General features: G+C 45.3%; 25 protein-coding genes. 17 read left to right on the top strand and 8 right to left on the bottom strand.

The window, feature by feature from the left end; all coding sequences use genetic code 11:
- Window positions 1-415: 415 nt before the first annotated feature.
- From TH606_RS01465 to TH606_RS01420, 10 genes are all read left to right on the top strand, one after another.
- Complete coding sequence (locus TH606_RS01465; RefSeq protein ID WP_068540900.1) at window positions 416-2,131, top strand: YcaO-like family protein; 1,716 nt, start codon at window positions 416-418, stop codon at window positions 2,129-2,131.
- Window positions 2,124-2,555, top strand: a complete 432-nt coding sequence (locus tag TH606_RS01460) for an NIL domain-containing protein (RefSeq protein WP_068540897.1) — start codon at window positions 2,124-2,126, stop codon at window positions 2,553-2,555. Before TH606_RS01465 ends, TH606_RS01460 begins: the two co-directional genes overlap by 8 nt.
- Complete coding sequence (mnmA, locus tag TH606_RS01455) at window positions 2,556-3,602, top strand: tRNA 2-thiouridine(34) synthase MnmA (protein WP_068540895.1); 1,047 nt, start codon at window positions 2,556-2,558, stop codon at window positions 3,600-3,602.
- A 6-nt stretch (window positions 3,603-3,608) separates the two neighbouring features.
- Window positions 3,609-3,941 (top strand): Hpt domain-containing protein, encoded by a 333-nt coding sequence (locus TH606_RS01450; protein WP_068540893.1) that lies wholly within the window; start codon window positions 3,609-3,611, stop codon window positions 3,939-3,941.
- Entirely contained in the window at window positions 3,931-4,578 is a 648-nt protein-coding gene (locus TH606_RS01445) for a phosphatidylserine decarboxylase (RefSeq protein ID WP_068540891.1), read from the top strand. The genes TH606_RS01450 and TH606_RS01445 overlap by 11 nt, the downstream gene beginning before the upstream one ends.
- Window positions 4,571-5,317, top strand: a complete 747-nt coding sequence (gene pssA, locus TH606_RS01440) for a CDP-diacylglycerol--serine O-phosphatidyltransferase (protein ID WP_157627830.1) — start codon at window positions 4,571-4,573, stop codon at window positions 5,315-5,317. The genes TH606_RS01445 and pssA overlap by 8 nt, the downstream gene beginning before the upstream one ends.
- A 64-nt stretch (window positions 5,318-5,381) precedes the next feature.
- On the top strand, window positions 5,382-7,034 hold the full coding sequence (locus TH606_RS01435; RefSeq protein ID WP_068540889.1) for a 2-isopropylmalate synthase: 1,653 nt from the start codon (window positions 5,382-5,384) through the stop codon (window positions 7,032-7,034).
- A complete protein-coding gene (locus TH606_RS01430) occupies window positions 7,031-7,390 on the top strand; it encodes a response regulator (protein ID WP_068540887.1) in 360 nt (119 codons plus the stop codon). Before TH606_RS01435 ends, TH606_RS01430 begins: the two co-directional genes overlap by 4 nt.
- Window positions 7,391-10,141, top strand: a complete 2,751-nt coding sequence (locus tag TH606_RS01425) for an Hsp70 family protein (RefSeq protein ID WP_068540884.1) — start codon at window positions 7,391-7,393, stop codon at window positions 10,139-10,141. It abuts the gene before it with no gap.
- Window positions 10,134-10,418, top strand: a complete 285-nt coding sequence (locus TH606_RS01420) for an HU family DNA-binding protein (RefSeq protein WP_068540881.1) — start codon at window positions 10,134-10,136, stop codon at window positions 10,416-10,418. Before TH606_RS01425 ends, TH606_RS01420 begins: the two co-directional genes overlap by 8 nt.
- On the opposite strand, the gene TH606_RS01415 is transcribed toward TH606_RS01420, so the two are convergent.
- The 5 genes from TH606_RS01415 to TH606_RS11460 all read right to left on the bottom strand — a co-directional run bounded on the left by TH606_RS01415 (window position 10,415) and on the right by TH606_RS11460 (window position 13,780).
- Window positions 10,415-10,765, bottom strand: coding sequence for an Mth938-like domain-containing protein (locus TH606_RS01415; protein ID WP_068540879.1), 351 nt, complete (start codon window positions 10,763-10,765; stop codon window positions 10,415-10,417). The two genes, TH606_RS01420 and TH606_RS01415, sit on opposite strands and share 4 nt — an antisense overlap.
- The gene (gene prfA / locus TH606_RS01410; protein WP_068540877.1) at window positions 10,765-11,865 is read right to left on the bottom strand and encodes a peptide chain release factor 1; all 1,101 of its coding nucleotides are present in this window, start codon (window positions 11,863-11,865) and stop codon (window positions 10,765-10,767) included. Before prfA ends, TH606_RS01415 begins: the two co-directional genes overlap by 1 nt.
- A 3-nt stretch (window positions 11,866-11,868) precedes the next feature.
- Complete coding sequence (rpmE, locus tag TH606_RS01405) at window positions 11,869-12,099, bottom strand: 50S ribosomal protein L31 (protein ID WP_068540874.1); 231 nt, start codon at window positions 12,097-12,099, stop codon at window positions 11,869-11,871.
- Between the two features lie 59 nt (window positions 12,100-12,158).
- Entirely contained in the window at window positions 12,159-13,556 is a 1,398-nt protein-coding gene (rho, locus tag TH606_RS01400) for a transcription termination factor Rho (RefSeq protein ID WP_082863454.1), read from the bottom strand.
- 71 nt (window positions 13,557-13,627) lie between these two features.
- Window positions 13,628-13,780: a hypothetical protein gene (locus TH606_RS11460; protein ID WP_157627829.1), complete on the bottom strand. Its 153-nt coding sequence runs from the start codon at window positions 13,778-13,780 to the stop codon at window positions 13,628-13,630.
- A gap of 97 nt (window positions 13,781-13,877) precedes the next feature.
- On the opposite strand from TH606_RS11460, the gene TH606_RS01395 reads away from it, so the two are divergent.
- The 4 genes from TH606_RS01395 to TH606_RS01380 are packed head-to-tail and all read left to right on the top strand — an operon-like array spanning window position 13,878 to window position 18,096.
- A complete protein-coding gene (locus tag TH606_RS01395) occupies window positions 13,878-14,894 on the top strand; it encodes an Lcl C-terminal domain-containing protein (RefSeq protein ID WP_068540872.1) in 1,017 nt (338 codons plus the stop codon).
- Window positions 14,891-15,589, top strand: a complete 699-nt coding sequence (locus TH606_RS01390; RefSeq protein ID WP_068540869.1) for a hypothetical protein — start codon at window positions 14,891-14,893, stop codon at window positions 15,587-15,589. The genes TH606_RS01395 and TH606_RS01390 overlap by 4 nt, the downstream gene beginning before the upstream one ends.
- Before the next feature lie 37 nt (window positions 15,590-15,626).
- Complete coding sequence (locus TH606_RS01385) at window positions 15,627-15,833, top strand: heavy-metal-associated domain-containing protein (RefSeq protein WP_068540866.1); 207 nt, start codon at window positions 15,627-15,629, stop codon at window positions 15,831-15,833.
- 40 nt (window positions 15,834-15,873) lie between these two features.
- On the top strand, window positions 15,874-18,096 hold the full coding sequence (locus TH606_RS01380; RefSeq protein ID WP_068540864.1) for a heavy metal translocating P-type ATPase: 2,223 nt from the start codon (window positions 15,874-15,876) through the stop codon (window positions 18,094-18,096).
- Here TH606_RS01380 and TH606_RS01375 read toward each other — a convergent pair.
- The 3 genes from TH606_RS01375 to TH606_RS01365 are packed head-to-tail and all read right to left on the bottom strand — an operon-like array spanning window position 18,086 to window position 20,927.
- On the bottom strand, window positions 18,086-18,997 hold the full coding sequence (locus tag TH606_RS01375; protein WP_068540862.1) for a dihydroorotate dehydrogenase: 912 nt from the start codon (window positions 18,995-18,997) through the stop codon (window positions 18,086-18,088). The genes TH606_RS01380 and TH606_RS01375 overlap by 11 nt on opposite strands.
- 52 nt (window positions 18,998-19,049) lie before the next feature.
- Window positions 19,050-19,709 (bottom strand): fructose-6-phosphate aldolase, encoded by a 660-nt coding sequence (gene fsa, locus TH606_RS01370; protein WP_068540859.1) that lies wholly within the window; start codon window positions 19,707-19,709, stop codon window positions 19,050-19,052.
- 12 nt (window positions 19,710-19,721) lie between these two features.
- Window positions 19,722-20,927 carry an argininosuccinate synthase gene (locus tag TH606_RS01365; RefSeq protein ID WP_068540857.1) on the bottom strand — a complete coding sequence of 402 codons (1,206 nt, stop codon included), beginning with the start codon at window positions 20,925-20,927 and terminating at the stop codon, window positions 19,722-19,724.
- A gap of 95 nt (window positions 20,928-21,022) precedes the next feature.
- Between TH606_RS01365 and TH606_RS01360 the strand changes: the two genes are divergently transcribed.
- The 3 genes from TH606_RS01360 to TH606_RS01350 are packed head-to-tail and all read left to right on the top strand — an operon-like array spanning window position 21,023 to window position 23,805.
- Complete coding sequence (locus tag TH606_RS01360; RefSeq protein ID WP_068540855.1) at window positions 21,023-22,006, top strand: polyprenyl synthetase family protein; 984 nt, start codon at window positions 21,023-21,025, stop codon at window positions 22,004-22,006.
- A 12-nt stretch (window positions 22,007-22,018) separates the two neighbouring features.
- Window positions 22,019-23,188, top strand: coding sequence for an ABC transporter substrate-binding protein (locus tag TH606_RS01355; RefSeq protein WP_068540853.1), 1,170 nt, complete (start codon window positions 22,019-22,021; stop codon window positions 23,186-23,188).
- Window positions 23,167-23,805 (top strand): HAD family hydrolase, encoded by a 639-nt coding sequence (locus TH606_RS01350; RefSeq protein ID WP_068540850.1) that lies wholly within the window; start codon window positions 23,167-23,169, stop codon window positions 23,803-23,805. The genes TH606_RS01355 and TH606_RS01350 overlap by 22 nt, the downstream gene beginning before the upstream one ends.
- Window positions 23,806-23,807 lie beyond the last annotated feature (2 nt).

The raw sequence follows: 23,807 nt of genomic DNA, 5'->3' as shown, positions 1-23,807 counted from the left end.
TGCAACAGGCCGTTAAGAAAGCTTTACGGAAGGCCAAAGAGGAAAGCCTTCCCAACGGTAAAGCTTCACCACACACCTCCTTGATGACGGCTACAACATTCGCACCATCCAGGAACTTCTGGAGGCCAAAAGCCTACGCACCACCATGTTTATATCGTAAGACAGAGAACCACGGAGGTAGTAAATCCACTCAACCGCTGATGAATTCAGTGATATTAATGGAGGCAGGTAGAAAAGCTCTGGAAAATATTTCTGGAATAAGGAAAAGTCAAAATTGTTCTGTATTTATCATTTTTATTTCCTAGTAAATTACTTCATTTTTCTTAATCTTTGGTTAAACTTAGAAAAAACGTTTCTCTTGAGTTTATTGCAAAAGTAAAAGGTGTATAATAAGAACGTTTTTGGAGGAATTTTTATGAAGCAGAAGTTTTTAGCCCCTTCACCTAAAAAAATAGCCGATAAAACTGCTCCACCTGAAGAAACTATATCCAGAGTAGAAAAAAAACTCAGGGCATTTGGGACAGAAATATTTTCTGAGCTTAAACGCATAGATAAAGGCCGTCTGGAAATACCTGTTTATCTGAGCCTATACGGCGCCAAAGGGATTAAAATTACCGGAAACATCAAACAAATGGGCAAAGGCTCTACAGAAACGCTAGCCAAGGCCAGTGCCCTTATGGAACTTGTAGAGCGTTTTTCGCTCTTTTCCACTGTAAAAAACGAAACCTTTCCTGTAGGAAACTTAAACGAGGAAAATACCATTCCTTTAGAAGTTTTAATTACTTCAGTTATTGACCCAGATGAAGATAATAAAGCCAAAGATATATGCCGAAAGTTTTTACCAGTAGTCCCCTTTCATTTAGCCGAAGCATTTGAGGTAACAAGTGGAAAAACCATCAAAATTCCTTTTTACTGGTTCTGGTTACTCTACGAATACAATGGCTCTGCCGCTGGTAATACCTATGCTGAAGCATCTGTGCAGGCTACCTGTGAACTTATAGAACGTCACACCTCGGCTCTTGCCAGTGAGCCCAAAGCCCCTTTCCCTGAAGTAATTCCTGACCGGATAAGCCAAGAAGCCCAGGAGCTACTTACCTGTTTCAAGCGTCTTGGGGTTAAGCTTTTTCTGCGGGATATTTCTTTTGATATGCCAGTGCCTACCATTGCGGCCCTGGCCTATGACCCGCAAACCTTTCCTCATCGCTCAGAAATTGTATATACCGCAGGTACTGCTACCAGCCCTGAAAGGGCCTTAATCAGGGCCTTGACTGAAGTGGCCCAGCTTGCTGGAGATTTTGACACCGATGGAAAATATCTAGAAAGTGGACTTCCCAAATATGAAACCCTAGAAGAAGCATCAATAATTATTGATTCAAAAGGAAGCGTTCCCCTTACAGCCCTGCCAGATATATCCGCTGATGACCATGCTGAAGAATTGAAAAATTTGGCCCAAGAACTTGAGAAAAAAGGATTCAAGTTGTATTTAGTGGATATAACCCACCCGGAACTTAATATTCCGGCAGTCTATGCCATAATTCCAGGTATTCATTTTCGGCAAAGAATCTTTTTGAATCCACTTTATCAACTGGTAAGAACAGTGGCTTTATTTTCGCCTCCAGAAGAGTCTCTTTTTATTCTTAGGGCCATTGACCAGGAAATTGAAAGATATTACGTAGCCGCCCATTTAGGACAAGTTTTAACCAGTTTAGGCTATTATAAGGAAGCTATCACCTTTCTTGAAAAGGCCTTGAAACTAAACCCCAAGTTTGATGACCTGGCGGCTATTTACTGTCACCTGGCCCACGCCTATCTCCAAAGTGGAGACTTTCTGAAAGCCGAAAAAATAGCGGAAAAAGGCCTCACCTACCAAAGGCTCCCAGAACTTTTGAACATATTAGGCACTGCTCGTTTCAAGCAAAAAAGACCTGAGGCTGCTCTTGAGGCCTTCTGGCAAGCGGTAGCCCTTAATCCCCAGGCTGCTGTTGATTATGCCAACATTGGTGTTTGCCTGGCCTCTATAGGGCATGAAGAAGAAGCAGAAAGTTATTTTGAAAAAGCTCAGATGTTAGACCCAGCTTTTGATATAACCCCTTACAGGGCTTATCTAAAAGGAGGAAGAGTCAATGTATAAAAAGATTCTAGTATTACGCTTTCCCGCTGAAGTGGTAGAGCAACCCATTGTCTATCAGCTGGTTAAAGAGTTTGATTTGTCCTTCAACATATTAAAGGCCACCATACTCCCTGGCAAAGAAGGCCTTATGGTGATGGAGCTTGCCGGACATCCCACCCAGTTTAATAAAGGTCTTGCTTTTTTGCGTGAGCTTGGCGTGGAAGTGAAGACTATAAGCCAGGAAATTCGCAAAAACGAAGAAAAATGCATTCACTGTGGTTTTTGCACAGCTGTCTGCCCCACCAATGCCCTGTATGTTGACCGAGAGACCATGGAAGTAAAGTTTGACCCTGAACGCTGCACCGGTTGTGAACTTTGTATGCCAGCCTGTATTGTTCGTGCTATGGAAGCTCATTTTCATAAGGAGCTTGTAGAAGCAAGTTAGATGATAGCCGTAGCCATGAGCGGCGGAGTGGACAGCACCTTTGCCGCTCATCTTTTAAAAAAACAAAAGAAAAATATTTTTGGCCTTTTTGCCCTTTTCTCCCCTAAAGATCCAGAAAAAGAAATTGCTCGCGTTAAACGTTTGACTGAAGCACTAAAGATAGACCTAAAAATAGTTGACCTGACCCTTCCTTTTAGAGAAAAAATTATCGGCTATTTCCGAAAGAGTTACCGTCAGGGGCTAACTCCCAACCCTTGTATAATCTGCAATAGAGAAATTAAGTTTGGGCTACTTTTAGAAGAAGTTCAAAAATTGGGAGCCTCCCAAATAGCCACTGGTCATTATGTCCGTGTAATTTTTAACGAAACCAATCACTGTTTTGAACTTTTAAAAGGTAAAGACCCTGGTAAAGAGCAATCTTATTTTCTGGCCTTACTTAATCAGCATCAGCTTTCAAAAGCCCTTTTCCCTCTTGGGGAATGGCGCAAAGAAGACGTTATAAAAGAAATAGTAAAACTTGGCCTTTTCGGTCTTACTTCGCCAGAAAGTCAGGAAGCCTGTTTTATAAAAGGAGATTATCGTGAACTTTTCACTGAAGAAGACTTTCCCCCTGGGGAGATAGTCACCGTTGACGGGCGCATAGTAGGAAAACACCAGGGTATTTACGCCTATACTATAGGTCAGCGCCGCGGCCTTGGAGTGCGCCTGGGAAGGCCTTATTATGTGGTAGCCATTGATGCCCCAAAAAATCGGGTAATCATTGGGCCTAAAAAATATTTACGCTGTGAGCGTTTCCTCGTAAAAAAATTTCATCTAATATGTGATGCATATCGTCAAAAAGAACTGGAAGCCAACGTAAGGATTCGCTATCGCCATAAAGAAGCTCCTGCCACTATAAAATTTTATACGGAAAAAGAAGCTGAAGTTATCTTTAAAAAACCTCAACAAGCTGTTACCCCAGGGCAGTTTGCCGTGGCATACCAGGAAGACAAAGTGTTAGGTGGCGGAGAAATACATTTAAAAGAAACGTTTAGTTCTTCCGATTAAAAGACCATGGTTAAATGGCAACGTGAAAAACTGCTTCAGGAACTTGAACCAGAAGAATTAAATGAACTCCTTGAGATATTTTATCTTTCGTCTAAGCAATTAACCGAAGAAATTGAAAAGGCCCTTTCTTCTGGAGAAATAGATACAGTCAGGGAAAAGGCTCACTCATTAAAAGGGGCCTGTGCTACGATTTTCCTTGAAGAAGCCCATGTTTTAGCTTTTAATTTAGAGAAAGCTGTTAGCCTGGCTGAGGCCCAAAATTTATTTAAAAAACTTAAAAAAGAATTAAAAGCCTTCTGGCAAATGCTTGAAAAAAGGAGTAAAGATAATGATAAATAAAGAAGGCCTTCCATTTGTAGTTGCTCCCGGGATTTTAGGAGCAGTCTTAGGGCACTTTACTAAAAGAAAAGACTTGCTTTACGGAGGGGCCCTGGCTTCTCTTGCTTTTGCCTGGTTCTTTCGTGATCCAGATCGCTATCCACCTTTTGACCGGAATATCATAGTTTCTCCGGCTGACGGCCGTATTGTGGCCATCAAAAAAGTAAAAGAAGATAAATTTTTGAATACCGAGGCCTACCAGATAGGTATCTTTATGAACGTGTGTGATGTCCATGTTAACCGCGCTCCAGCCACCTGCCGGGTAGTTGATATATGGCACGAGCTGGGGAAGTATCTTCCAGCTGACAAAGAAGAAGCCTTTGAAAAAAACGAAAAACGGTATTATGCTCTGGAACGTTTAGATGGAGTTCCCCTTTTGCTGGTCCAGGTAGCCGGACTCCTTGCCAGGCGCACGGTGCCTTTTGTCAAAAAAGGAGATGAACTCCTGGCCAGCGAAAGAATTGGCATGATAAAGTTTGGTTCAAGAGTTGAACTTTTTATCCCGGTAGAAAAAGCCAAAATATTAGTTAATATGGGGCATAAAGTGAGAGCCGGGGAATCTCCCCTGGTGTTATATCCCTGGGCAAGCAATGAGTAGAAAAAAGCGGAAAAATAAAAATCGTATCTATCTTCTGCCAAATCTTTTTACCACGGGTAATTTGTTTTGTGGTTTTTATGGTCTGGTGGCCGCCATTCAGGGAGACTTTTTTAAAGCCGCGGTAGCTATTCTGGTAGCCATGATTTTTGACATTTTAGACGGCCGTGTGGCCCGTTATACGGGGAGTACCAGCCGTTTTGGCATTGAATATGATTCCCTTTGCGATTTAGTTTCCTTTGGCGTTGCACCGGCTATCCTGGTTTACACCTTTGCCCTTCAGACTTATGGCCGTTACGGGTGGCTGGCGGCCTTTCTCTACGTAGCCTGTGCGGCTTTACGGCTGGCCAAATTCAACGTCCAGGCTGCTAAGGAAAGCAGTTATTTCTCCGGGCTTCCAAGCCCTGGAGCAGCAGGCCTTATGGCGTCAACCGTGCTTTTTTCCCTGTGGTTTGGTCTGGAACAACCGGTTAAACATATAGCCATTTTGATAATGGTCTATATGATTTCCTATTTGATGGTAAGCAATGCCCCTTATTTTTCATTTAAAAAGTTAACTTTTGCCGAAAAACATCCTTTTTATGCCCTGGTATTTTTCGTCTTGATTTTAACGGTCATGGCCGCTGAACCACCACTGACTCTATTTATCGGCTTTTTGCTCTACGCCCTTTCAGGGCCACTCCTTCTTGCCCTCCGCGCCAGGCGGGGGGAAGCTGTCCAGGTCTCATCTGAAATCCAGTAAATTTGACTCAACTCATTGCCTTTAACTAAATACACCGTTAATCTTGCGAACAAAGGAGGCGTATATGATTTCACGTGTTTATATTTTTGACACCACTTTAAGAGACGGGGAACAATCTCCAGGGGTCTCTCTTACCGTTGAAGAAAAAAAAGAAATTGCGAGAGCCCTTGAAAGGCTCAAGGTTGACGTAATAGAAGCAGGCTTTCCCGTAGCTTCTCCTGGTGACTTTGAAGGAGTAAAGGCCATTGCTGAAACCGTAAAAGACGTCCAGGTAGCAGCCCTAGCCCGAGCCAACCAGAAAGATATAGACACAGCCTGGGAGGCGATAAAAGGGGCTAAGGCTCCTCGCATACATACTTTTATCGCCACCTCTGACATTCATTTGCAATATAAGTTGCGCAAAAGCCGTGAAGAAGTACTGGAACTTGCGGTAGAAGCCGTCAAGTACGCCAAAAAATATACTCCTCTGGTGGAGTTTTCCGCTGAAGACGCCACCCGTAGTGATTGGGATTACCTGGCCCGGGTGGTAGTTGAAGTGATAAAGGCTGGAGCTATTACCGTAAATATTCCTGATACCGTGGGCTATACCGTTCCTCAAGAATATTATGAATTGATTAGCCATTTGGTAGAAGCCCTGAAAAAGGCCGACCTTTATGACCTCTTTGCCGAGGGCAAAGTTTGCTTTAGCGTGCACTGTCACAATGACCTGGGTCTCGCTGTGGCTAACTCTCTGTCAGCCCTTCTGGCTGGAGCAAGACAGATAGAATGTACGGTAAACGGCATAGGGGAGCGGGCTGGAAACGCCGCTCTGGAAGAGATTGTGATGGCCCTTAAAACCAGGCAGGACTTCTTTGAAAAAACTCTGGGTTATCCTCTTGAAACCCGCATTGATACTACTCAAATTGTGCCCACCAGCCAGCTGGTATCAAAATTAACTGGTATGATGGTTCAGCCAAACAAGGCCATCGTAGGGGCTAATGCCTTTGCCCACGAATCAGGTATCCATCAGCATGGAGTTATTATGCATCGTGGCACATACGAAATCATGGACCCCAAAGAAGTCGGCTGGACAGGAAGTGCCATTGTACTTGGCAAACACTCTGGGCGCCATGCGGTAAAATTTAAGCTTGAAAGCCGTGGCTGGAAGCTTTCATCTGAAGACTTAGCCAAAGTCTTTGAACGCTTCCGCCAGGAAGTTAAAGATGTCCTGCGCACGGTTCATGATGAATATCTTGAAGGCGTCTTACTTGACGAATTCTTAGAAAATGAATACCGCTATGAAGTTCAGGCCGCTTACGTATCAAGCCTTTATGGAGCTCCTTTGAAACCTCTGGCTCAGGTGGAAATTTTAGATAACAAACAGGAAAAGCGAGTAGCCTTTGAAGTAGGTGTAGGTTCTATAGACGCTGCTTTTAAAGCCGTAGCTAAAGCCCTGGGATATAACTTCATGGGAACCGCGGAAAAAGCCCTTTCATCTGAGAAAGACTTACGTCTGGTTGACTTCCACATAGACGCTGTAGGTAAAGGCACAGAGTCTTTAGGGGTGTGCGGAGTGGTAATTGAAGACTTTCAAGGGAAAAGGGTAGCTGGCCTTGGCAAAGATTACGACATTGTAGCCGCGGGCCTAAAAGCCTTGGTAAATGCGTTAAATAGGCTTGAAGCCTATCGCACCAAAGGCGAGGAATTAAAACAAAAACTGGCGCAAAAAGTAAAGTGAGTAAAAAAGAAATTCTAATAATTGAAGACGAAAAATTGATAGCAGAAATGCTTGAAGAGTTTTTTTCTATCATGGCGCCAAATTTTAAGCTCACTTTCGCCAGGACTTTGAAAGAGGCCCGCGAAATACTTTCTCAAAAAAAATTTGATTTTCACGTAGTTGATTGTCAGCTACCAGATGGCACTGCCTGTGATTTATTTGAAGAAAATCTTATAAAAGGCCCCACTTTGATAACTACCGGATACGTTGATAAAGAAACGCTAGCTAAATCCCTTAAAAGAAATGATTTTGAGATTTTACATAAGCCCTACTTACCCCAGGACTTATTAAGAAAAATAAAGGAGATTCTCAAGTAGATGCCGCGTTACGTAGTAGGCATAGACCTGGGTACTACTAATTGTGCTCTGGCTTACGCTGACCTTAAAGAAACCGGGCCAGAACTTAAAGTAAAGGTTTTCCAAATCCCGCAATTGGTAGGAGCCGGGCGTATTGGGAAAAGAGAAACGCTGCCGTCTTTTCTTTATCTCCCCGGGGAGATTGAGGCTGAAGAAGACCTCGGGCTTCCCTGGGATAGTTCACGCCGTTTTGTTGTGGGGACGTATGCCAGGGACCACGGCGCCCTTGTGCCTTCACGCCTGGTATCTTCGGCCAAAAGCTGGCTATGCCACGGAGGAGTTGACCGCACGGCCAAAATTCTTCCCTGGGGCTCAGGAGAAGACGTAGAAAAAGTTTCTCCTGTTGAGGCCTCAGCGCGCTACCTGGAGCACCTTAAAGAGGCCTGGAATTACGAAATAGCCAAAGACGACCCTGAAAAACGGCTGGAAAACCAGGTGGTAATTCTCACTGTGCCGGCCTCATTTGACGAAGTAGCCCGCGAGCTCACCCTTAAAGCCGCAGAAATAGCCGGGCTTCAAGTGGTTTTACTGGAAGAGCCAACAGCCGCCCTTTACGCCTGGCTTTCTCAAAATGAAAAAGACTGGCATGAAAAACTTAAGCCTGGTGAGCATGTACTCATCTGTGATATAGGTGGGGGCACCAGTGACTTTACCGTGGTGGAAGTGCGCGAAGGGCAAGAAGGCCCTTATCTTGAGCGCATTGCCGTAGGAGACCACATTCTCCTTGGCGGAGATAACATTGACCTGGCTTTGGCCAAGCTGGCAGAGAAAAAACTTCCTACCAAACGGCTTGACTTTGCCAGATTTCAGACTCTTACTTTTCTCTGTCGGGAACTGAAAGAACGCCTGCTTTCCCCTGACGGCCCGGAGGAAGATGCCGTAAGGCTAACTGGCCGTGGCCGAGCCCTTATAGCTGACACTTTAGTGGCAAGAATCACCCGCGAAGAAGTGCTCTCTCTTATCCTCAAAGACTTTTTTCCGGAAGTAGCCTTTAACCAGACGTTAGCCAGAGTAGAATCAGTGCCAAGAGGTATGCGTGATTGGGGGCTTCCTTACGCCCGCGAACAGGCCATCACCAGGCACCTGGGAGCCTTTCTTTACAAAAATAAAATTGAAAAAATAGATGTAATCCTCTTTAATGGCGGGGCCTTAAAACCGCCGATTTTAAGAGAACGCCTTAAAGGAGAAGTGGCCCGCTGGTTCAATCTTTCCTCATTAAAAGTCCTTGAAACCACCTCTTTAGATTTGGCAGTGGCCATAGGCGCAGCTTACTACGGTTTAGTAAGAGAGGGCCTTGGCATAAGAGTAGGCGGGGGCCTCCCCAGGGCCTATTATCTGGGAGTAGAAGAAGGGGATAAAACAAAGGCCGTCTGCCTGGCTCCTAAGGGCCTTAAAGAAGGTGAAAAGATTGAACTTCCAAAGACTTTTAAGGTTTTGACCAATCGTCCGGTAAAATTTCCCCTTTACACTTCTTCCACCAGAAAGGACTCTTTGGGAGATGTGGTTGAACTTGACGAAAGCTTTGCCGAACTTCCTCCTCTTTCCACTACCCTTAAATTTGGCCGCAAAACCGGCCTTAAAGAAATTCCGGTACGCATAGAAGTTTTCCTTTCAGAAGTAGGGGTGCTTGAAATCTACTGTTGCTCTCTTGAGACGCCTCATCGCTGGCGGCTTCAGTTTAACCTGAGGAGCCAGGAGAAAAAAGTTGCCCAAGAACCAGAGGGCGTAATTGTAGCCAAAAAGGCCGAAACCGAACCTCCTCCTGTAGAAAAAGAAAAAATAGAAATGGCCAGGCACCTGATAAAAACGGCCTTTGAAAAAGACGCCCAAATATTATCCCAGATAATGAACCTCTTAGAAGAAGCCTTTGAAATGGAACGTGACCGCTGGCCAACTGTTTTAATAAGGGAGCTGGCGGATTTCTTAATTGAAAATAAACACTGGCGCCCCAAATCAGCAGCCCATGAAGCCCGCTGGTTTAATCTTTTGGGCTTCTTTTTGAGGCCGGGTTATGGTGATGTTTCTGACCCCTTTCGCCTGAGAAAAATCTGGGGGCTTTATTTTGAAGGAGTAAATCATAAAAGAGACAAAGCCGTCCAGCTTGAATGGTGGATATTCTGGCGCCGGGTGGCTGGAGGCTTGAGTCGTGGTAAACAGGAACAACTCTTTGCTAAAATTAAGCCTTTTGTATTACCAAGCCAGGGAAAAAAGGCCCCCAGCATCTCTCCTCAGGAAAGGCGAGAAATCTGGCTTTGCGTAGCCAACCTTGAAAGGCTCTCCCCTGAAGTCAAATATGAACTGGCCCAAAAAGTGTTACCTCAGGTCCTCAAAAAAAATGACAGGCTTTTCATCTTTGTTCTTTCAAGACTTCTCGCGCGAATTCTTCTTTACGGCCCGGCTGATGCCGTGGTACCACCAGGAAAGGCCAAGCCACTGGTAGAAGAAATTCTCTCACGCCTTAAAAAACAAAAAACTTCAGAAAAAATAACCAGGCTCTGGGCAGAAGCGTTAATTAATATAGGGCGTTTGAGTGGAGATAGAGCCCTTGATTTACCAGAAGAAACCAGGCTGGCTATCAAAGAATTACTTGCTTCCTGGGATGTGCCTATGGAAAATTATCTTCCGTTAGAAAAAGTAGTGGAAATAGAAGAAACTCAACGCACTAAATTATTCGGTGAAGCCCTTCCCCTTGGCCTAAAAGTTCATGACTAAGCACGAGTTAATAACGCTTCTTTCCAAAAGGTTACGTATAAGTAAACGAGAAGCCTCTATTTGGGTTGAGGCCTTTTTTGAAACGCTTAAGTATGAACTCAAAAATGACGGCAAGGTAGTTTTTCAGGGTTTTGGCAGTTTCAAAGTCTACACCACCAGGACTAAAAATCTATATAACCCCAAACTCAAAAAGAAAATAAGCGTTTCTTCCAGAAAAAAGATTCGTTTTAAGCCAAGCCGCAAGTTAATTGAAAAGCTCAATGCACCCAAAGATTAGCAGGTTAAGTGGAAGGCACCGGCTACTTTTTCACCGCTGGCCATTAATTCATTAAATCTTTTAACAGCCTCGCTGGTTTTATAAGCCTCAAGTTTAAGGCCCTTTTCTTGACAGGCCGCCTCAACGGTTGGGTCAATTTTCATTACTCCATAAGCCCCGGTGCCAACCACCAGCACTTTACAATCTGACTCAAGAATATCGGTAATATCTTCAGGATAGAGACGATGACCTTCTTTCCGCCACCAGTTAGGCTTAACTTCCCCGTTAATAATTTTTACATCACTATTGTAAGAATTACCTTTTATGACGATGTTACCAAAGCTATAGCTTTCTATAAAAGCGCTCATCAAGCAGCCTCTTCTACCTGTTCGTGTTCTTTCAAGGCCTCGGTTTGATAATATGTAATGAGACTGTCAATGATATCGTCAAGGTCGCCGTCAAGTACTTGTTCAAGCTTATAAAGAGTCAAACCAATGCGGTGGTCAGTAATACGATTCTGGGGGAAATTATAGGTTCTTATGCGTTCACTGCGGTCTCCACTTCCTACCTGGCTACGGCGTTCGGCCTGAATCTTTTCTTCCTGCTCGCGAAGTTTTATCTCGTAAAGACGGGTGCGCAAAATTTGCATGGCCTTGGCCCGGTTCTGATGCTGAGAACGCTCGTTAGCACAGTAAACAACAATACCAGTAGGAATATGAGTAATACGCACGGCACTTTCAGTTTTGTTAACATGCTGACCGCCTGCACCGCTGGCACGCATGGTGTCAATCTTTAAGTCCTCAGGGCGAATTTCCACGTCAACCTCTTCGGCCTCAGGAAGCACCGCCACTGTAACCGCTGAAGTATGGATACGACCGCCGCTTTCGGTTTCAGGGATACGCTGGACCCGGTGAACCCCACTTTCGTATTTAAGGCGGCTATAAGCGCCCTTCCCTTTTATCATCGCTACTATCTCTTTGAAGCCGCCAAGCCCGGTGGGGTTCACGTCAAGGATTTCCACTTCCCAACCTTTACGCTCAGCATAACGGCTATACATACGAAAAAGGTCTGCGGCGAAAAGAGCTGCTTCTTCACCGCCTGTACCTGCCCTTATCTCAAGCATGATATTCTTTTCGTCGTTTGGGTCTTTAGGAACCAGCAGAAGCATAAGACGCTTCTCAAGGGCTTCCCGCTCAGCTTCAAGTTCTTTTAGCTCTTCACGCGCCAGTTTGGCTATTTCTTCGTCAGCGTCTTCTAAAAGCTCTTTGTTATCTTCAATATCTTTTAAAATTTTTTTATAGCGGCGGTAAGTTTCTACTATTTCAGAGAGCTCAGAATGTTCTCTGGCAATCTGGGTGTACTTCTCCCTATCGTTTACCACCGCTGGGTCTCCCAGTTGAGCGGTAAGCTCTTCAAAACGTTTTTCAACTTCGTCTAACTTTTTGAGATAATGAGCGGCGAAACTCATAGTTTACTTGTTTTCTTTTTCCATATTTTTGTAAAAATCAGCATATTTTTTCTTAAATTTTTCCACTCGCCCAGAAGTGTCAAGTATGCGCTGTTCTCCGGTATAAAACGGATGGCACTTAGCGCAAACTTCCACCCTTATCTCAGGAACGGTAGTACCTACAATAATTTCATTACCACAAGCACAGCGTACCACTGCCTTTGGATAATACTCAGGATGAATTCCCTTTTTCATTTCCTAACCTCCTAGCTTTTATGCCCTTAATTTAAAAAGGTTATTGGGATTTTAGCAAGCTAACGGTTCATAGCTGCCAGGAATTCGGCATTATTTTTGGTGTCTTTCATCTTGTCAAGGAGAAACTCCATGCAATCCACCGGGTTAAGAGGAGAAAGCAGCTTTCGTAAAATCCATACCCGGTTAAGCACCTCTTGTGGCACCAGGAGTTCTTCTTTACGCGTACCACTTTTGTGAATATCAATAGCTGGCCAGATGCGACGGTCAGCCAGTTTGCGGTCGAGATGAATTTCCATGTTACCGGTGCCTTTAAATTCTTCAAATATTACCTCGTCCATGCGGCTACCAGTATCCACCAGGCAGGTGGCAATAATAGTTAAGCTTCCCCCTTCTTCTATATTACGGGCTGCCCCGAAGAACCTCTTGGGCTTGTGCAGGGCATTGGCATCAATACCACCAGAAAGAAGCTTACCACTTGAGGGGACTACCGTATTGTAAGCCCGGGCAAGTCTGGTTAAGCTGTCAAGCAAAATGACCACGTCACGGCCGTGTTCCACCAGCCTTTTGGCCTTTTCCACTACCATTTCAGCTACCTGGGTGTGACGCTGGGGTGGCTCATCAAAAGTAGAGCTAATTACTTCGGCGTTAGGAACACTTCTTTCCATGTCGGTAACTTCTTCTGGACGTTCGTCAATGAGAAGAATAATCAAATATACCTCAGGATGATTACGGACAATGCCATTGGCAATATTTTGAAGTAGCATGGTTTTCCCCGTCCTGGGAGGCGCCACAATTAGCCCACGCTGACCCTTCCCAATAGGAACAAACAGATCTATTATCCTGGTTGAAAAGTTATCAGGGTCTGTTTCCAGACGCAGCCATTCGTTGGGATAAATAGGGGTTAAGTTATCAAAAGGGATTTTATAACGAGCTTTTTCAGGGTTTTCAAAGTTGATTTTCTCAACCTTAAGCAAGGCAAAATAGCGCTCACCCTCTTTAGGCGGCCTAATCAGGCCAAAAATGGTATCTCCTGTGCGTAAGTTAAAACGCCTTATCTGAGAAGGAGAAACATAAATGTCATCTGGCCCGGGAAGATAGCTGTAATCCGGGAAACGCAAAAAACCAAAGCCTTCTGGCAGGACCTCAAGAACACCTTCGCCACGAACTTCGCCGCCAAGTTCCAGATGGGCCTGAATGATAGCGTAAATTATCTCCTGCTTACGCATGGAAAGAGGGCCTTGAAGGCCATATTGTTGAGCCAGTTCCTGTAATTCAGAAAGAGACTTTTTACGTAACTCTGTAAGGCTTAACGGAGGAGGCACTTCCTTCTTTTCTTCCGATTCTTCAGTTTCTTCTGGCTTTTCTTGTGCTTCAGATTGGGTGTCCGAGAGAACTTCCTGTGATTCTTCTTTTTCGGTATTTTCTGCCTCTTTTAAAGTTTCCTGTGTTTCAGACATTGCTGACCACCTCTATTAATCTGGAATTTTCTGTTTTGATGCCTGCCTAAAAGGAAGGCTCACTGGGAGAGCTAAAATAACTTTTTTTTGGCAGGCATATAAAGCATAAAACCTTCTCCACCAATGTCAATCCCCGGCAAAAATAATTCTGTGGAAGGCTTCGCCACTTTAGTAGCTCTCAAATAACGCAAAAGAAAGTGCCCGCTATCTTCTTTTTGCCGCAATTAGTCTCGCCTGGATAGCACCTCATAAACTATACTACTCTTAACAAGAACTAATTTTGATATTAACTTAGATTAGAAATATTCTTGACAAAGATCAATGATAATTTCTTCCGGGCAAAAAAATTGTTATAATCTGGTGGGAGACATTATCCCTTGCAAAGGAACTGGCCAGGACGGGGAGTTTCGTTTCGGAGAAAACCTCTCGCCTAGATTCAAAGTAAAAGGCGAGCTAGTTAAAGACTTATTGACAGGCCTTATCTGGCCAAAAGATGCTTTGCTTTTTCCCTTTCCTATGTCCTGGGAAGAGACCCTTTTGCAGGTGAAAGAACTTTCTCGCCAAAAATTTTTAGGCCGAACGGACTGGCGACTCCCTAATCGCCGCGAACTAAGAAGTCTTCTTTATTTAGAAGCCAAAAATCCAGTTTTAGAGCCTGAACATCCTTTTGAAAATGTCTTTCACGGCTGGTACTGGACTTCTACCACTGCCGCCATTAATCCCCGCTATGCCTGGAATATTCACTTTGGCGGCGGACGCATGTTTTATAGCCGAAAAGACGAAGAACGCCTGCTCTGGCCAGTAGCTGGCAAAAACTTAAAACTCTTTGCCACCGGCCAGAAAACCTGTTTCAATGTGGATGGAAAGAAAATTTCCTGTAAGAACACAGGGCAAGACGGCGAATACCAAGCTGGCCTCTCGTGGCCTGTCCCCCGCTTTGAAAAGCAAGGCCAGGTAGTTCTGGACCGTTTAACAGGCCTTATGTGGACAGAGCTGGCTGACCTTGCTCAGGGCCTGGTAACCTGGGAAGAAGCCTTTAAAATTGTTGAAGACTTAAACAAAAAGCATTTTGCGGGATTTTCTGATTGGCGTCTTCCAAATATAAACGAACTTGAATCCCTGGTTGATTGTGCCCATTTTGACCCGGCCCTTCCCCAAGGGCATCCCTTTAAACAGGTAAAAGAATTCTACTGGTCTTCTACCACCAGTTTTTATGAGCCTACCTGGGCCTGGGCTTTATATCTTACCAAAGGAGCTACTGGGGTGGGTTTAAAGGAAGGAAAACATTTTTACGTTTGGGCGGTTAGAAGAAAACCTGGGAAAGGAGGTCTCAAATGAAAACAAAAGTGGTCATCAGGGCCAAGGCTAAAGACGCCAAGTTTATTGGCACTACCATGGGTGGAGCCCTGGTAATAGTAAAAGACTATTTAACAGGAGAAATATTAGATAAGGGGATTATCAAAGGTTCCACCGGAGACACCAAACGCATTATGGCTACCCCCTGGCAAAGAGGGGTCCCATTGTCTGATGAGAACACCGCGGGCTTTATAGCCTGGCTTGATCTTGATGAACCACGCCTGGTGGAAATAATAGCTTATGCACCGTATGGCCAGGCCCAGGCCATGGCCAAGGCCTCTATCACCACCTGGATAGTGCCAGGGAAGCACATTGAAGGCGAAGGAATTGTTCTTGACTTCCCCGGGCTGGTGGTAAGGATTTGTGAGCCACCAGCTCCTACTTCGGTGCGTGTTCCTACCGAGGTTCATTTAAAAGTACACGTGGCCCCTATGTGCGGCTGCCCCATTGCCCCTAAAACATACTGGCCCCCTGAAATGTACGAAGTTGCCGCCTTTATAAAAAAGGAAGAAAATATAGTCTCCCGGAAGGAACTTACCTTTTGTGGAAAACGCAACTGTTTTGAAACCTATATAAAACTAGAAGAACCCGGTAATTATGAACTGGTGGCCTACGCCTTTGACTCTAAAACCGGAAACACCGGAGCTGATAAAACAACCATCGTTGCCTCAAAATAGTTATTTAAGATTTAAACATTATTTTGGAGAGTAAATTATGTCAAATTTAGAACTAAAAGTTTCAGGTATGAATTGTATGCATTGTGTAAAAAGGGTTGAAAAAGCCCTTTTAGAACTACCAGGGATAAAAGAAGTCAAGGTGGACTTACAAACCGGTATGGTCTCTCTTGATAAACCAGACGATCTTTCTCTGGATGAGATTAAAGCCGCTATTAAAGAAGCCGGTTATCAGGTGGAAAGTTAAACAGATTGTTTTTCTCATGATGACACTCTAAAAGGTCCGTATGGCTATATCAAAAGAAAAAGAAATAATTTTTAAAGTAAGTGGCATGAACTGTGCTGCCTGTGCCGCTCGTATTGAAAAAGCTCTTTTAAAGCTTAAAGGAATAAAAGAAGCCCAGGTAAACTTTGCTGCCCAAACCGCTAGAGTCCTTTTTGACCCGTCAAAGCTTTCTCTGGCTGAAATTAGAGAAACAATAGAAAAAGAAGGTTATACCTTCGTAGGCCTTGCCAGAGAAGTCACCCCCTCAGAAGAAAAAGACCATCTCCAGAAACTTCGTCTTAAACTCATTTTAAGCCTGATCCTTGTTATACCTATTTTTGTGCTTTCCATGGGCAAATTCTTTCCCTTTGTGCTGGCCATCCCTGAAAAATGGCGCTTTTTGCTTTTATTTGCCCTGACCACGCCGGTTCAGTTTGTTTCAGGTTCTGAATTCCTGATAAAAGCAACCAAAACTTTAAAGCATCGTGCTGCGGACATGAATACTCTAGTTTCCATGGGGACTCTTTCGGCTTATCTCTACTCCACTCTGGTCACCTTTTATCCGAAGCCCCTTTTAGCGGCGGGTATCCCCTTACATGTTTACTACGACTCGGCCGCCATGATCATTACCTTTGTCCTCATTGGCAGATACCTTGAAACCAAGGCCAGGGGCAAAGCCAGCGAAGCCGTTAGAAAACTCCTTGACCTTACCCCTAAAACTGCTCGTTTAGTTCGCCATGACCAGGAAATAGAAGTACCAGTTGAGGCTTTAATACCCGGGGATATTGTAATTGTCCGCCCGGGAGAAAGAATTCCCGCCGATGGAGAAATTATTTCTGGGGAGAGCACCGTAGATGAGTCCATGTTAACTGGTGAAAGCCTTCCGGCTGAAAAAAAGCCAGGAGACAAAGTGATAGGTGGCACCGTCAATCTTCACGGAGTAATTAAGGTAAAAGTGGAAAAAGTAGGCCGGGATACAGTTCTTGCCACCATTGCTCGCCTTGTACAAGAAGCCCAGAGCTCTAAAGCCCGCATCCAGCGTCTGGCTGATAAAGTAGCTGGCATTTTTGTGCCGTCAGTGATAACCATATCCCTGATAACTTTTGGCATCTGGTACACCGTTGGCCCTCACCCCAAACTAACTAATGCTTTGCTGGTTTTTGTGTCTGTCCTGGTGATAGCCTGCCCCTGTGCTCTGGGGCTGGCCACTCCAGCCGCGGTGATGGTGGCTATTGGCCGGGCCGCAGGAGAAGGGCTGCTGGTAAAAAACGCCCTGGCTTTTGAAGAGGCCGCCCGGGTTAATACCTGTGTGTTTGACAAAACCGGCACCCTTACCCTGGGAAAACCCAAAGTTAAAGACCTGATTCCTGCCCCTGGCAAGAAAATAGAAACCCTTCTTCAGGTAGCCGGGGCCCTTGAAAAATATTCTGAACATCCACTCTCAAAAGCCATCTTTGAAAAAGCCAAACATTTCTCGCCTCCTGAGGCTCAAGATATTAAGGCTATCCCGGGGAAGGGAATGATAGGTCGGGTTCAGGGAAAAGAGGCCCGCATTGGAAAAATTTCTTTATTTGAGGACCTTGAGTTACCCCAAGAAATCATTAAAGGCCTTGAAAGGCTAACTAAAAAGGGACATACAGTGGTTTTAGTCTCCCTAGAGAAGGAAGTTTTAGGGATTATAGGCCTAGCTGACACCCTTAGAGATGAAGCCAAGGAAACCGTTAACGCCCTTAAAAAGCTCGGCCTTTCAGTTTACATGTTAACCGGCGACCAGGAAAAGACCGCCGCAGCCATTGCGCAAGAGCTTTCCCTTGATGGTTACTGGGCTGAGGTCTTACCGCATGGGAAACAGGAAAAAATAAAAGAACTAAAAAACAAGGGGCGCAGAGTACTCATGGTAGGAGACGGTATAAACGATGCTCCTGCCCTGGCTGAAGCAAACTGCGGGCTGGCTGTATCCTCTGGAACAGATATTGCTCTTGAGGCGGCAGATATTGCCCTAATACGGCCAGACCTCCGCGGCGTGGTAAAAGCCGTTAAACTTTCGCGGGCCACCCTGCGGATTATCAAGCAAAACCTGTTCTGGGCTTTTGGCTATAATGTTCTGGCTATCCCTCTGGCGGCTGGTATTTTTTATCCTTTTTGGGGCATCAGGCTTTCGCCAGCCATAGCTGCCGCAGCCATGGCCATGAGTTCAGTTTCTGTAGTTCTCAATGCCCTGAGGTTGAGAAAAGTCAATGTTTAGATTTAAAAAGCCCGGCGAAAAGATTTTCTAACCTGGTTTCACCAAGTTTTTCAAGCTCTTGCTCAATCTCTGCCAGGATTTTACCAGGGTTTTCAGGGTCAAGAAGGGTGGCGGTGCCCACCTGCACGGCTTTAGCTCCACAAAAAATATATTCCAGGACGTCTCTTCCCGAAGTTATACCCCCGCAACCAAAGATAGGGGCTTTTAGTTCCCGATAAAGGTCATAAACCAGCTTAAGGGTAAGAGGTTTTATAGCCGGGCCTGAGAGGCCGCCTGTTCCGCGGCCAAGGGCCAGGCGGCGATTCGTAAGGTCAACCGCAAGGGCCGGATAAGTATTGGCCACGGTTAAAGCGTCAGCCCCTGCCTCAAGCACCGTACGGGCCACCTCTAAGACCGGGCCTACTGGAGGCAACTTTACCACCAGAAAGCCCGGGTAAGTTTTTCTTAGCTCTTCCACCAGGGCTTTGACCGTAGCCGGGTCATGGCCAAAGGCAAGGCCTCCCTTGGCCACATTAGGACATGAAACATTTAATTCAAGCCCTGAAATGGGTTCGTCTTTAAGGGCTTCGGCTACAGCCAGGAATTCGTCTATAGTTTCACCAAAAATGTTTACTAATACATGGGTTTTCCAGGCAAGTATTGGTGGAAGGACATGCTTTTTAAATATTTCTACACCCGGGTTTTCAAGGCCAATGGCATTTATCAGGCCGCAGGGAGTTTCTGCAATCCTGGGTGGCGGGTTACCTTCCCGTGGTTTTAGCGAAATACCTTTGGTAACCAGGCCACCCAGAGAAGATAAGTCCAGATAATTCTTAAGCTTTTCCCCAAAACCCCAGGTGCCTGAAGCCAGAAGCACCGGATTTTTAAAGGTAAGGCCAGCTATTTTTACGGTTAAATCCATGTTACCTCTTTTGAGGCTAAACCCGTTTTAAGAAAGCGTTAACCTGGCAATGCTAAATACTTATACCTGCCTTTTTAGCGTCTTCCAGGAAGCGCTCAAGACCCTTGTCCGTCAGGGGATGGCGGTACATCTGTTTGATAACCTTAAAAGGAATAGTGGCTATATCCACTCCCAGAGCGGCACAACGGCGCACATGGTCAACATGTCTAATGCTGGCGGCAATAATCTCCGTTTCAAAGCCGTAGAAGTCATAAATATCAACGATTTCTTCCAGCACCTGCATGCCGTCGTAAGAAATGTCATCTATACGGCCAATAAAAGGAGAAACATAAGTAGCCCCTACTTTGGCGGCCAGCAGGGCCTGAAGAGGCGAAAACACAAGGGTTACATTGGTTTTTACCTTGGCCCCCTCACGGTGCATCTCAGAAATGGCCCTTAAGCCCTCTTCAATACAGGGGATTTTCACCACCACATTGGGCCCAAGTTTCGCCAGCTCCTTGGCTTCTTTCTTAATGCCTTCACAATCAGTGGCAATTACCTCAACAGAAACCGGTTTATCTGGCACTTCTTTTAAAATTTCAAGGATGGCCTCTTTCCAGGGCTTTCCAGTTTTTGAGACCAGCGTAGGGTTAGTGGTTACCCCATCTAAAATGCCCATTTCTTTGACAGCCTTTATTTCTTCAAGCACCGCTGTATCAACGAATATCTTCATATAAACCTCCCTTTAAATTAATTTCTTTTCAAGCATGGCCTTAACCTTAAGGCGAAGCCCCTGAAGCTTGATAAAACCTTCGGCGTCTTTCTGGTTGTAGAGAGTATCAGCTTCAAAAGTGGCAAGCTCCTGCAGATAAAGAGATTTAGGACTTTTTCTCCCAACCACCATAACATTCCCTTTGTAAAGCTTTAAGCGCACCGTGCCGGTTACGTTTTGCTGGGTCTCGTTAATAAAGGCCATGAGGGCTTCCATTTCTGGAGCATACCAGAAGCCATAGTAAATCATCTCGGCAAACCTGGGTATAAGGCTATCTCTAAGATGCATTACTTCGCGATCCATGGTGAGATGTTCTAAGGCCCGATGCGCCACGTGAAGCACCGTACCTCCAGGAGTTTCGTAAACACCGCGACTTTTTATACCTACAAAGCGGTTTTCTACCATATCTACCCGGCCGATGCCGTGAACTCCAGCAATCCTGTTAAGCCTTTCAAGGAGGGTGGCTGGCGATAGTTCTTCGCCGTTTATGGCCTTTGGTTCTCCCTTTTCAAAGTAAATTTCAAGGTACTCGGGTTCGTCTTTAGCCTTCTCAGGGGAGACGGTCATCTGGAACATATCGTCTGGAGGTTCCTGCCATGGGTCCTCAAGGATACCACCTTCGTAACTGGTATGAAAAAGATTGGCGTCAATGGAATAGGGCTTTTCTTTAGTCACAGGCACCGGGATGCCGTGTTTTTCTGCAAAGGCTATAAGGTCCTCGCGTCCCTTAAATTCCCACTCTCGCCAGGGGGCTATAATTTTTAAGTCCGGGGCCAGAGCCATATAAGTAAGTTCAAAGCGCACCTGATCATTCCCTTTACCAGTGGCACCGTGAGCCACGGCGTCTGCTCCTACTTCTCTGGCAATCTTAACCTGCTCTTTAGCAATTAAAGGCCTGGCCAAAGAAGTGCCGAGGAGATAACCACCTTCATATATGGCATTGGCCTTAATGGCCGGAAAAACAAAGTCTTTAACAAACTCTTCCCGAAGGTCACGAATGATGACCTCTTCAGCCCCTGTAGAAAGCCCCTTTTCTTTTACGGCTTCCCAGTCTTCCTCCTGCCCAATATTGGCACAGTAAGCCACTACTGGACAGCCGTAGGTCTCTTTGAGCCACTTGAGAATTATTGAAGTATCAAGCCCGCCAGAGTAAGCCAGGACAATTTTTTTAGGTTTCATTTTTGGCCTCCTGGTATTTCTGCCTGAAATATAGACCAACTTGAAGTTTATTTCAGCAAAAATTTCTGCTAAAGTGAGCCAAAAATGGAGGCCTTATGAGGACGAAACAAGAAATCCTAGCAGCCATTGCCCCGGACCTGGAAAAAATAGAAAAAACCCTTTCGCAAAATTTTGCCTCTTACGTGCCTTTTATAAATGAAGTTAGCCGGCATATTTTATTTGCCGGGGGCAAGCGGTTAAGGCCACTTCTCATGGTCCTTTCAGCTCGTCTTTGTGGTGAGCCAACCAGCCCCAGAACCTATCGCCTTTCAGTGCTTTTTGAATACTTACACGCCGCCACACTCCTTCACGACGACGTGGTGGACGGGGCCCAGTTCCGCCGCGGGCGTAAGGCAGCCCATCATCTCTGGGGGAACCAGGCGGTAATTCTGGTGGGAGACTTTTTGTACTCAAGGGCTATTCGTATCGCCGTAGAAGAAGGAAACATGGACGTGCTTGACGTCATTTCAGAAACCACCACACTCATGAGTGAAGGGGAAGTTCTTCAGCTTATTAATTTGGATAATGTAGAACTAACGGAAGAAAGTTATTTTGAGGTAATTTTCAGAAAAACGGCAGCGCTCATGGCTGCCGCCTGTGAGGTAGGGGCCATTCACGCCAGAGGAAATAGCTGGGAGCGCCCAGCCCTTAAGGCCTTTGGCACTTACTTAGGCTATGCCTTTCAGATAACTGACGATTTGCTTGATTACCTCGGCGCAAAAGACGAAACCGGAAAAGACATAGGCACAGACTTCAAAGAAGGCAAAGTCACCCTGCCTTACATCATCGCTATGGAAAGGGCCAATCCAGCTGATCGTGAAGAACTAATAGCCCTTATAAAAGAAAAAGAGGCCGCCACCCCTGAAAACTTTAGGCGGGCCTGTGAGCTTCTTGAAAAGTATGACGCCTTTGACGCCACTCGCCAAAAAGCCAGAGAATTTGTTGATAAGGCCTGTGAGGAGTTAGCCAGGTTTGACCATTCACCTACCAGAGAGCTTTTAACCGATATTGCCCAATATGTTTTAACCAGAAAGTCTTAAAAGGAGGTAACTATGAAAAGGCTTTTATTATTTTTCCTGATCTTACTTTTAGGCTTTAGCACGCCAATTTTGGCCTCTGAAAAGGAACCCATAAAGATAGGCGCCCTTTTTGCCCTATCAGGTCCGGCGGCTTTTATAGGCACACCCACTAAATTGGTAGCTGAAATGGCGGTAGATGAGATAAATAAACAGGGAGGAATAAACGGCCGCCCCATAAAATTGATCATGGCAGACACTGAAGGAGACCCTACCAAGGCTGTCATGGCGGTAAAGCGCCTAATTGAAGTGGAAAAAGTGGTAGCTCTCATTGGCCCTACACGTACAGGCACTGGTATGGCCATAAAACCAATTGTGGAAAAAGCCCGTGTGCCCATTGTCATGACCGTGGGTGGTGACCCGGTTATTATGGAAGGCGGACGATTTGGAACAGCAAGATTCATTTTTAAAGCTCCTCAGCGTTCATCAACAGCTGTTAAGAAAATCTATATCTACCTGCGAGAAAAGGGCCTAAAAAGAGTAGCTATACTTACGGCTTCTGATGGTTTTGGCCAGGACGGCCGGCGCTGGCTTAAAAAACTGGCTCCTGAATTTGGCTTAACCATTGTGGGCGAAGAAAGCTTTAACCCCACTGACACAGATATGAGTGGCCAACTAAGGCGTTTAGTGTCCAAAAAACCCCAGGTCATTATCTGCTGGACTATTGGCCCGGCCGGAGCCAACGTGGCCAAAAATGTTAAGCGCCTGGGTATCAAAGTGCCCCTTTTCCAGTGCCACGGCTTACCTGACCCCAAATACATTGAAATAGCCGGGCCAGCAGCTGAAGGTAACCTCATGCCCTCAACCAAACTTATGGCCTGGGAGCAACTTCCAGACTCAGACCCCCAAAAGCCGGTAATAGCTCACTTCGTTTATTTATACAAAGAAGTTTATAAGCTTGATAAAAAGTTTCCCATTAACACCCACTCGGGCTACGCCTGGGACGCGGTAAACCTTCTGGTACTGGCTATGAAAAAAGCCGGCCCTGACCGAGAAGGTATCCGCAATGAACTGGAAAAGATAAACGGTTACGTAGGAGTTTCTGGTATTTATCGTCTGAGTCCAAAAGATCACTGCGGCCTTGACGTTGATTCCATGATTATTGTCAAAATAGAGAATGGCCAATGGAAGCTGGAAGCGTATTAAAACTTTTAGTATTTGATTGCGATGGCGTCCTTTTTGACTCACGGGAGGCGAACCGGGTTTATTATAACGCCATCTGTGAGGCCATGGGGCGCCCTCCCCTTTCTGAAGACGAGTTAGAAGTGGTACACATGCAAACCGCAGAAAACTCGGTACGCTATCTCTTCAGAAACCAGCCAGAGATGATAGAAAAAGCCCTTGAGTTTCAGAAAAAGCTAAATTACGAAAGATTTATTCATCTGATGAAACCCGAACCAGGGCTCAAAGAACTAATAAAAACGATTCGCCCGCCGGTTAAAACGGCTATTTCTACCAATCGCACCACTACCATGGGACGGCTGCTGGAAATCTTTAATTATGAGCCTTTTTTTGATCTGGTTGTAACGGCCCTCATTTCACCCAAGCCCAAACCACACCCTGAGGCCCTTAAAATGATACTTGATCACTTTAGAGTGACACCGAAAGAAGTGCTTTATGTAGGAGATACCGAAGTAGATTACCAGCTGACTAAGGCCTTAAATGTACCTCTGGTGGCCTTTAAAAACCCAAAACTAGAAGCTGACTTTCATGTAAATAGCTTTTACGAATTACAAAACCTGCTAAAAGAAAAGTTTTTATGAGA

Source organism: Thermodesulfatator autotrophicus, assembly GCF_001642325.1.
GTDB lineage: Bacteria > Desulfobacterota > Thermodesulfobacteria > Thermodesulfobacteriales > Thermodesulfatatoraceae > Thermodesulfatator > Thermodesulfatator autotrophicus.
Note: the sequence above shows the minus strand (reverse complement) of the source record. Positions and strands in the feature narration are given on the sequence as shown.

Coding starts and splice junctions, on each gene's coding strand:
- TH606_RS01465 (WP_068540900.1), top strand. CDS start 416: ATGAAGCAGAAGTTTTTAGCCCCTTCACCTAAAAAAATAGCCGATAAA.
- TH606_RS01460 (WP_068540897.1), top strand. CDS start 2,124: ATGTATAAAAAGATTCTAGTATTACGCTTTCCCGCTGAAGTGGTAGAG.
- mnmA (WP_068540895.1), top strand. CDS start 2,556: ATGATAGCCGTAGCCATGAGCGGCGGAGTGGACAGCACCTTTGCCGCT.
- TH606_RS01450 (WP_068540893.1), top strand. CDS start 3,609: ATGGTTAAATGGCAACGTGAAAAACTGCTTCAGGAACTTGAACCAGAA.
- TH606_RS01445 (WP_068540891.1), top strand. CDS start 3,931: ATGATAAATAAAGAAGGCCTTCCATTTGTAGTTGCTCCCGGGATTTTA.
- pssA (WP_157627830.1), top strand. CDS start 4,571: ATGAGTAGAAAAAAGCGGAAAAATAAAAATCGTATCTATCTTCTGCCA.
- TH606_RS01435 (WP_068540889.1), top strand. CDS start 5,382: ATGATTTCACGTGTTTATATTTTTGACACCACTTTAAGAGACGGGGAA.
- TH606_RS01425 (WP_068540884.1), top strand. CDS start 7,391: ATGCCGCGTTACGTAGTAGGCATAGACCTGGGTACTACTAATTGTGCT.
- TH606_RS01420 (WP_068540881.1), top strand. CDS start 10,134: ATGACTAAGCACGAGTTAATAACGCTTCTTTCCAAAAGGTTACGTATA.
- TH606_RS01415 (WP_068540879.1), bottom strand. CDS start 10,765: ATGAGCGCTTTTATAGAAAGCTATAGCTTTGGTAACATCGTCATAAAA.
- prfA (WP_068540877.1), bottom strand. CDS start 11,865: ATGAGTTTCGCCGCTCATTATCTCAAAAAGTTAGACGAAGTTGAAAAA.
- rpmE (WP_068540874.1), bottom strand. CDS start 12,099: ATGAAAAAGGGAATTCATCCTGAGTATTATCCAAAGGCAGTGGTACGC.
- rho (WP_082863454.1), bottom strand. CDS start 13,556: ATGTCTGAAACACAGGAAACTTTAAAAGAGGCAGAAAATACCGAAAAA.
- TH606_RS01395 (WP_068540872.1), top strand. CDS start 13,878: ATGATAATTTCTTCCGGGCAAAAAAATTGTTATAATCTGGTGGGAGAC.
- TH606_RS01390 (WP_068540869.1), top strand. CDS start 14,891: ATGAAAACAAAAGTGGTCATCAGGGCCAAGGCTAAAGACGCCAAGTTT.
- TH606_RS01385 (WP_068540866.1), top strand. CDS start 15,627: ATGTCAAATTTAGAACTAAAAGTTTCAGGTATGAATTGTATGCATTGT.
- TH606_RS01380 (WP_068540864.1), top strand. CDS start 15,874: ATGGCTATATCAAAAGAAAAAGAAATAATTTTTAAAGTAAGTGGCATG.
- TH606_RS01375 (WP_068540862.1), bottom strand. CDS start 18,997: ATGGATTTAACCGTAAAAATAGCTGGCCTTACCTTTAAAAATCCGGTG.
- fsa (WP_068540859.1), bottom strand. CDS start 19,709: ATGAAGATATTCGTTGATACAGCGGTGCTTGAAGAAATAAAGGCTGTC.
- TH606_RS01365 (WP_068540857.1), bottom strand. CDS start 20,927: ATGAAACCTAAAAAAATTGTCCTGGCTTACTCTGGCGGGCTTGATACT.
- TH606_RS01360 (WP_068540855.1), top strand. CDS start 21,023: ATGAGGACGAAACAAGAAATCCTAGCAGCCATTGCCCCGGACCTGGAA.
- TH606_RS01355 (WP_068540853.1), top strand. CDS start 22,019: ATGAAAAGGCTTTTATTATTTTTCCTGATCTTACTTTTAGGCTTTAGC.
- TH606_RS01350 (WP_068540850.1), top strand. CDS start 23,167: ATGGAAGCTGGAAGCGTATTAAAACTTTTAGTATTTGATTGCGATGGC.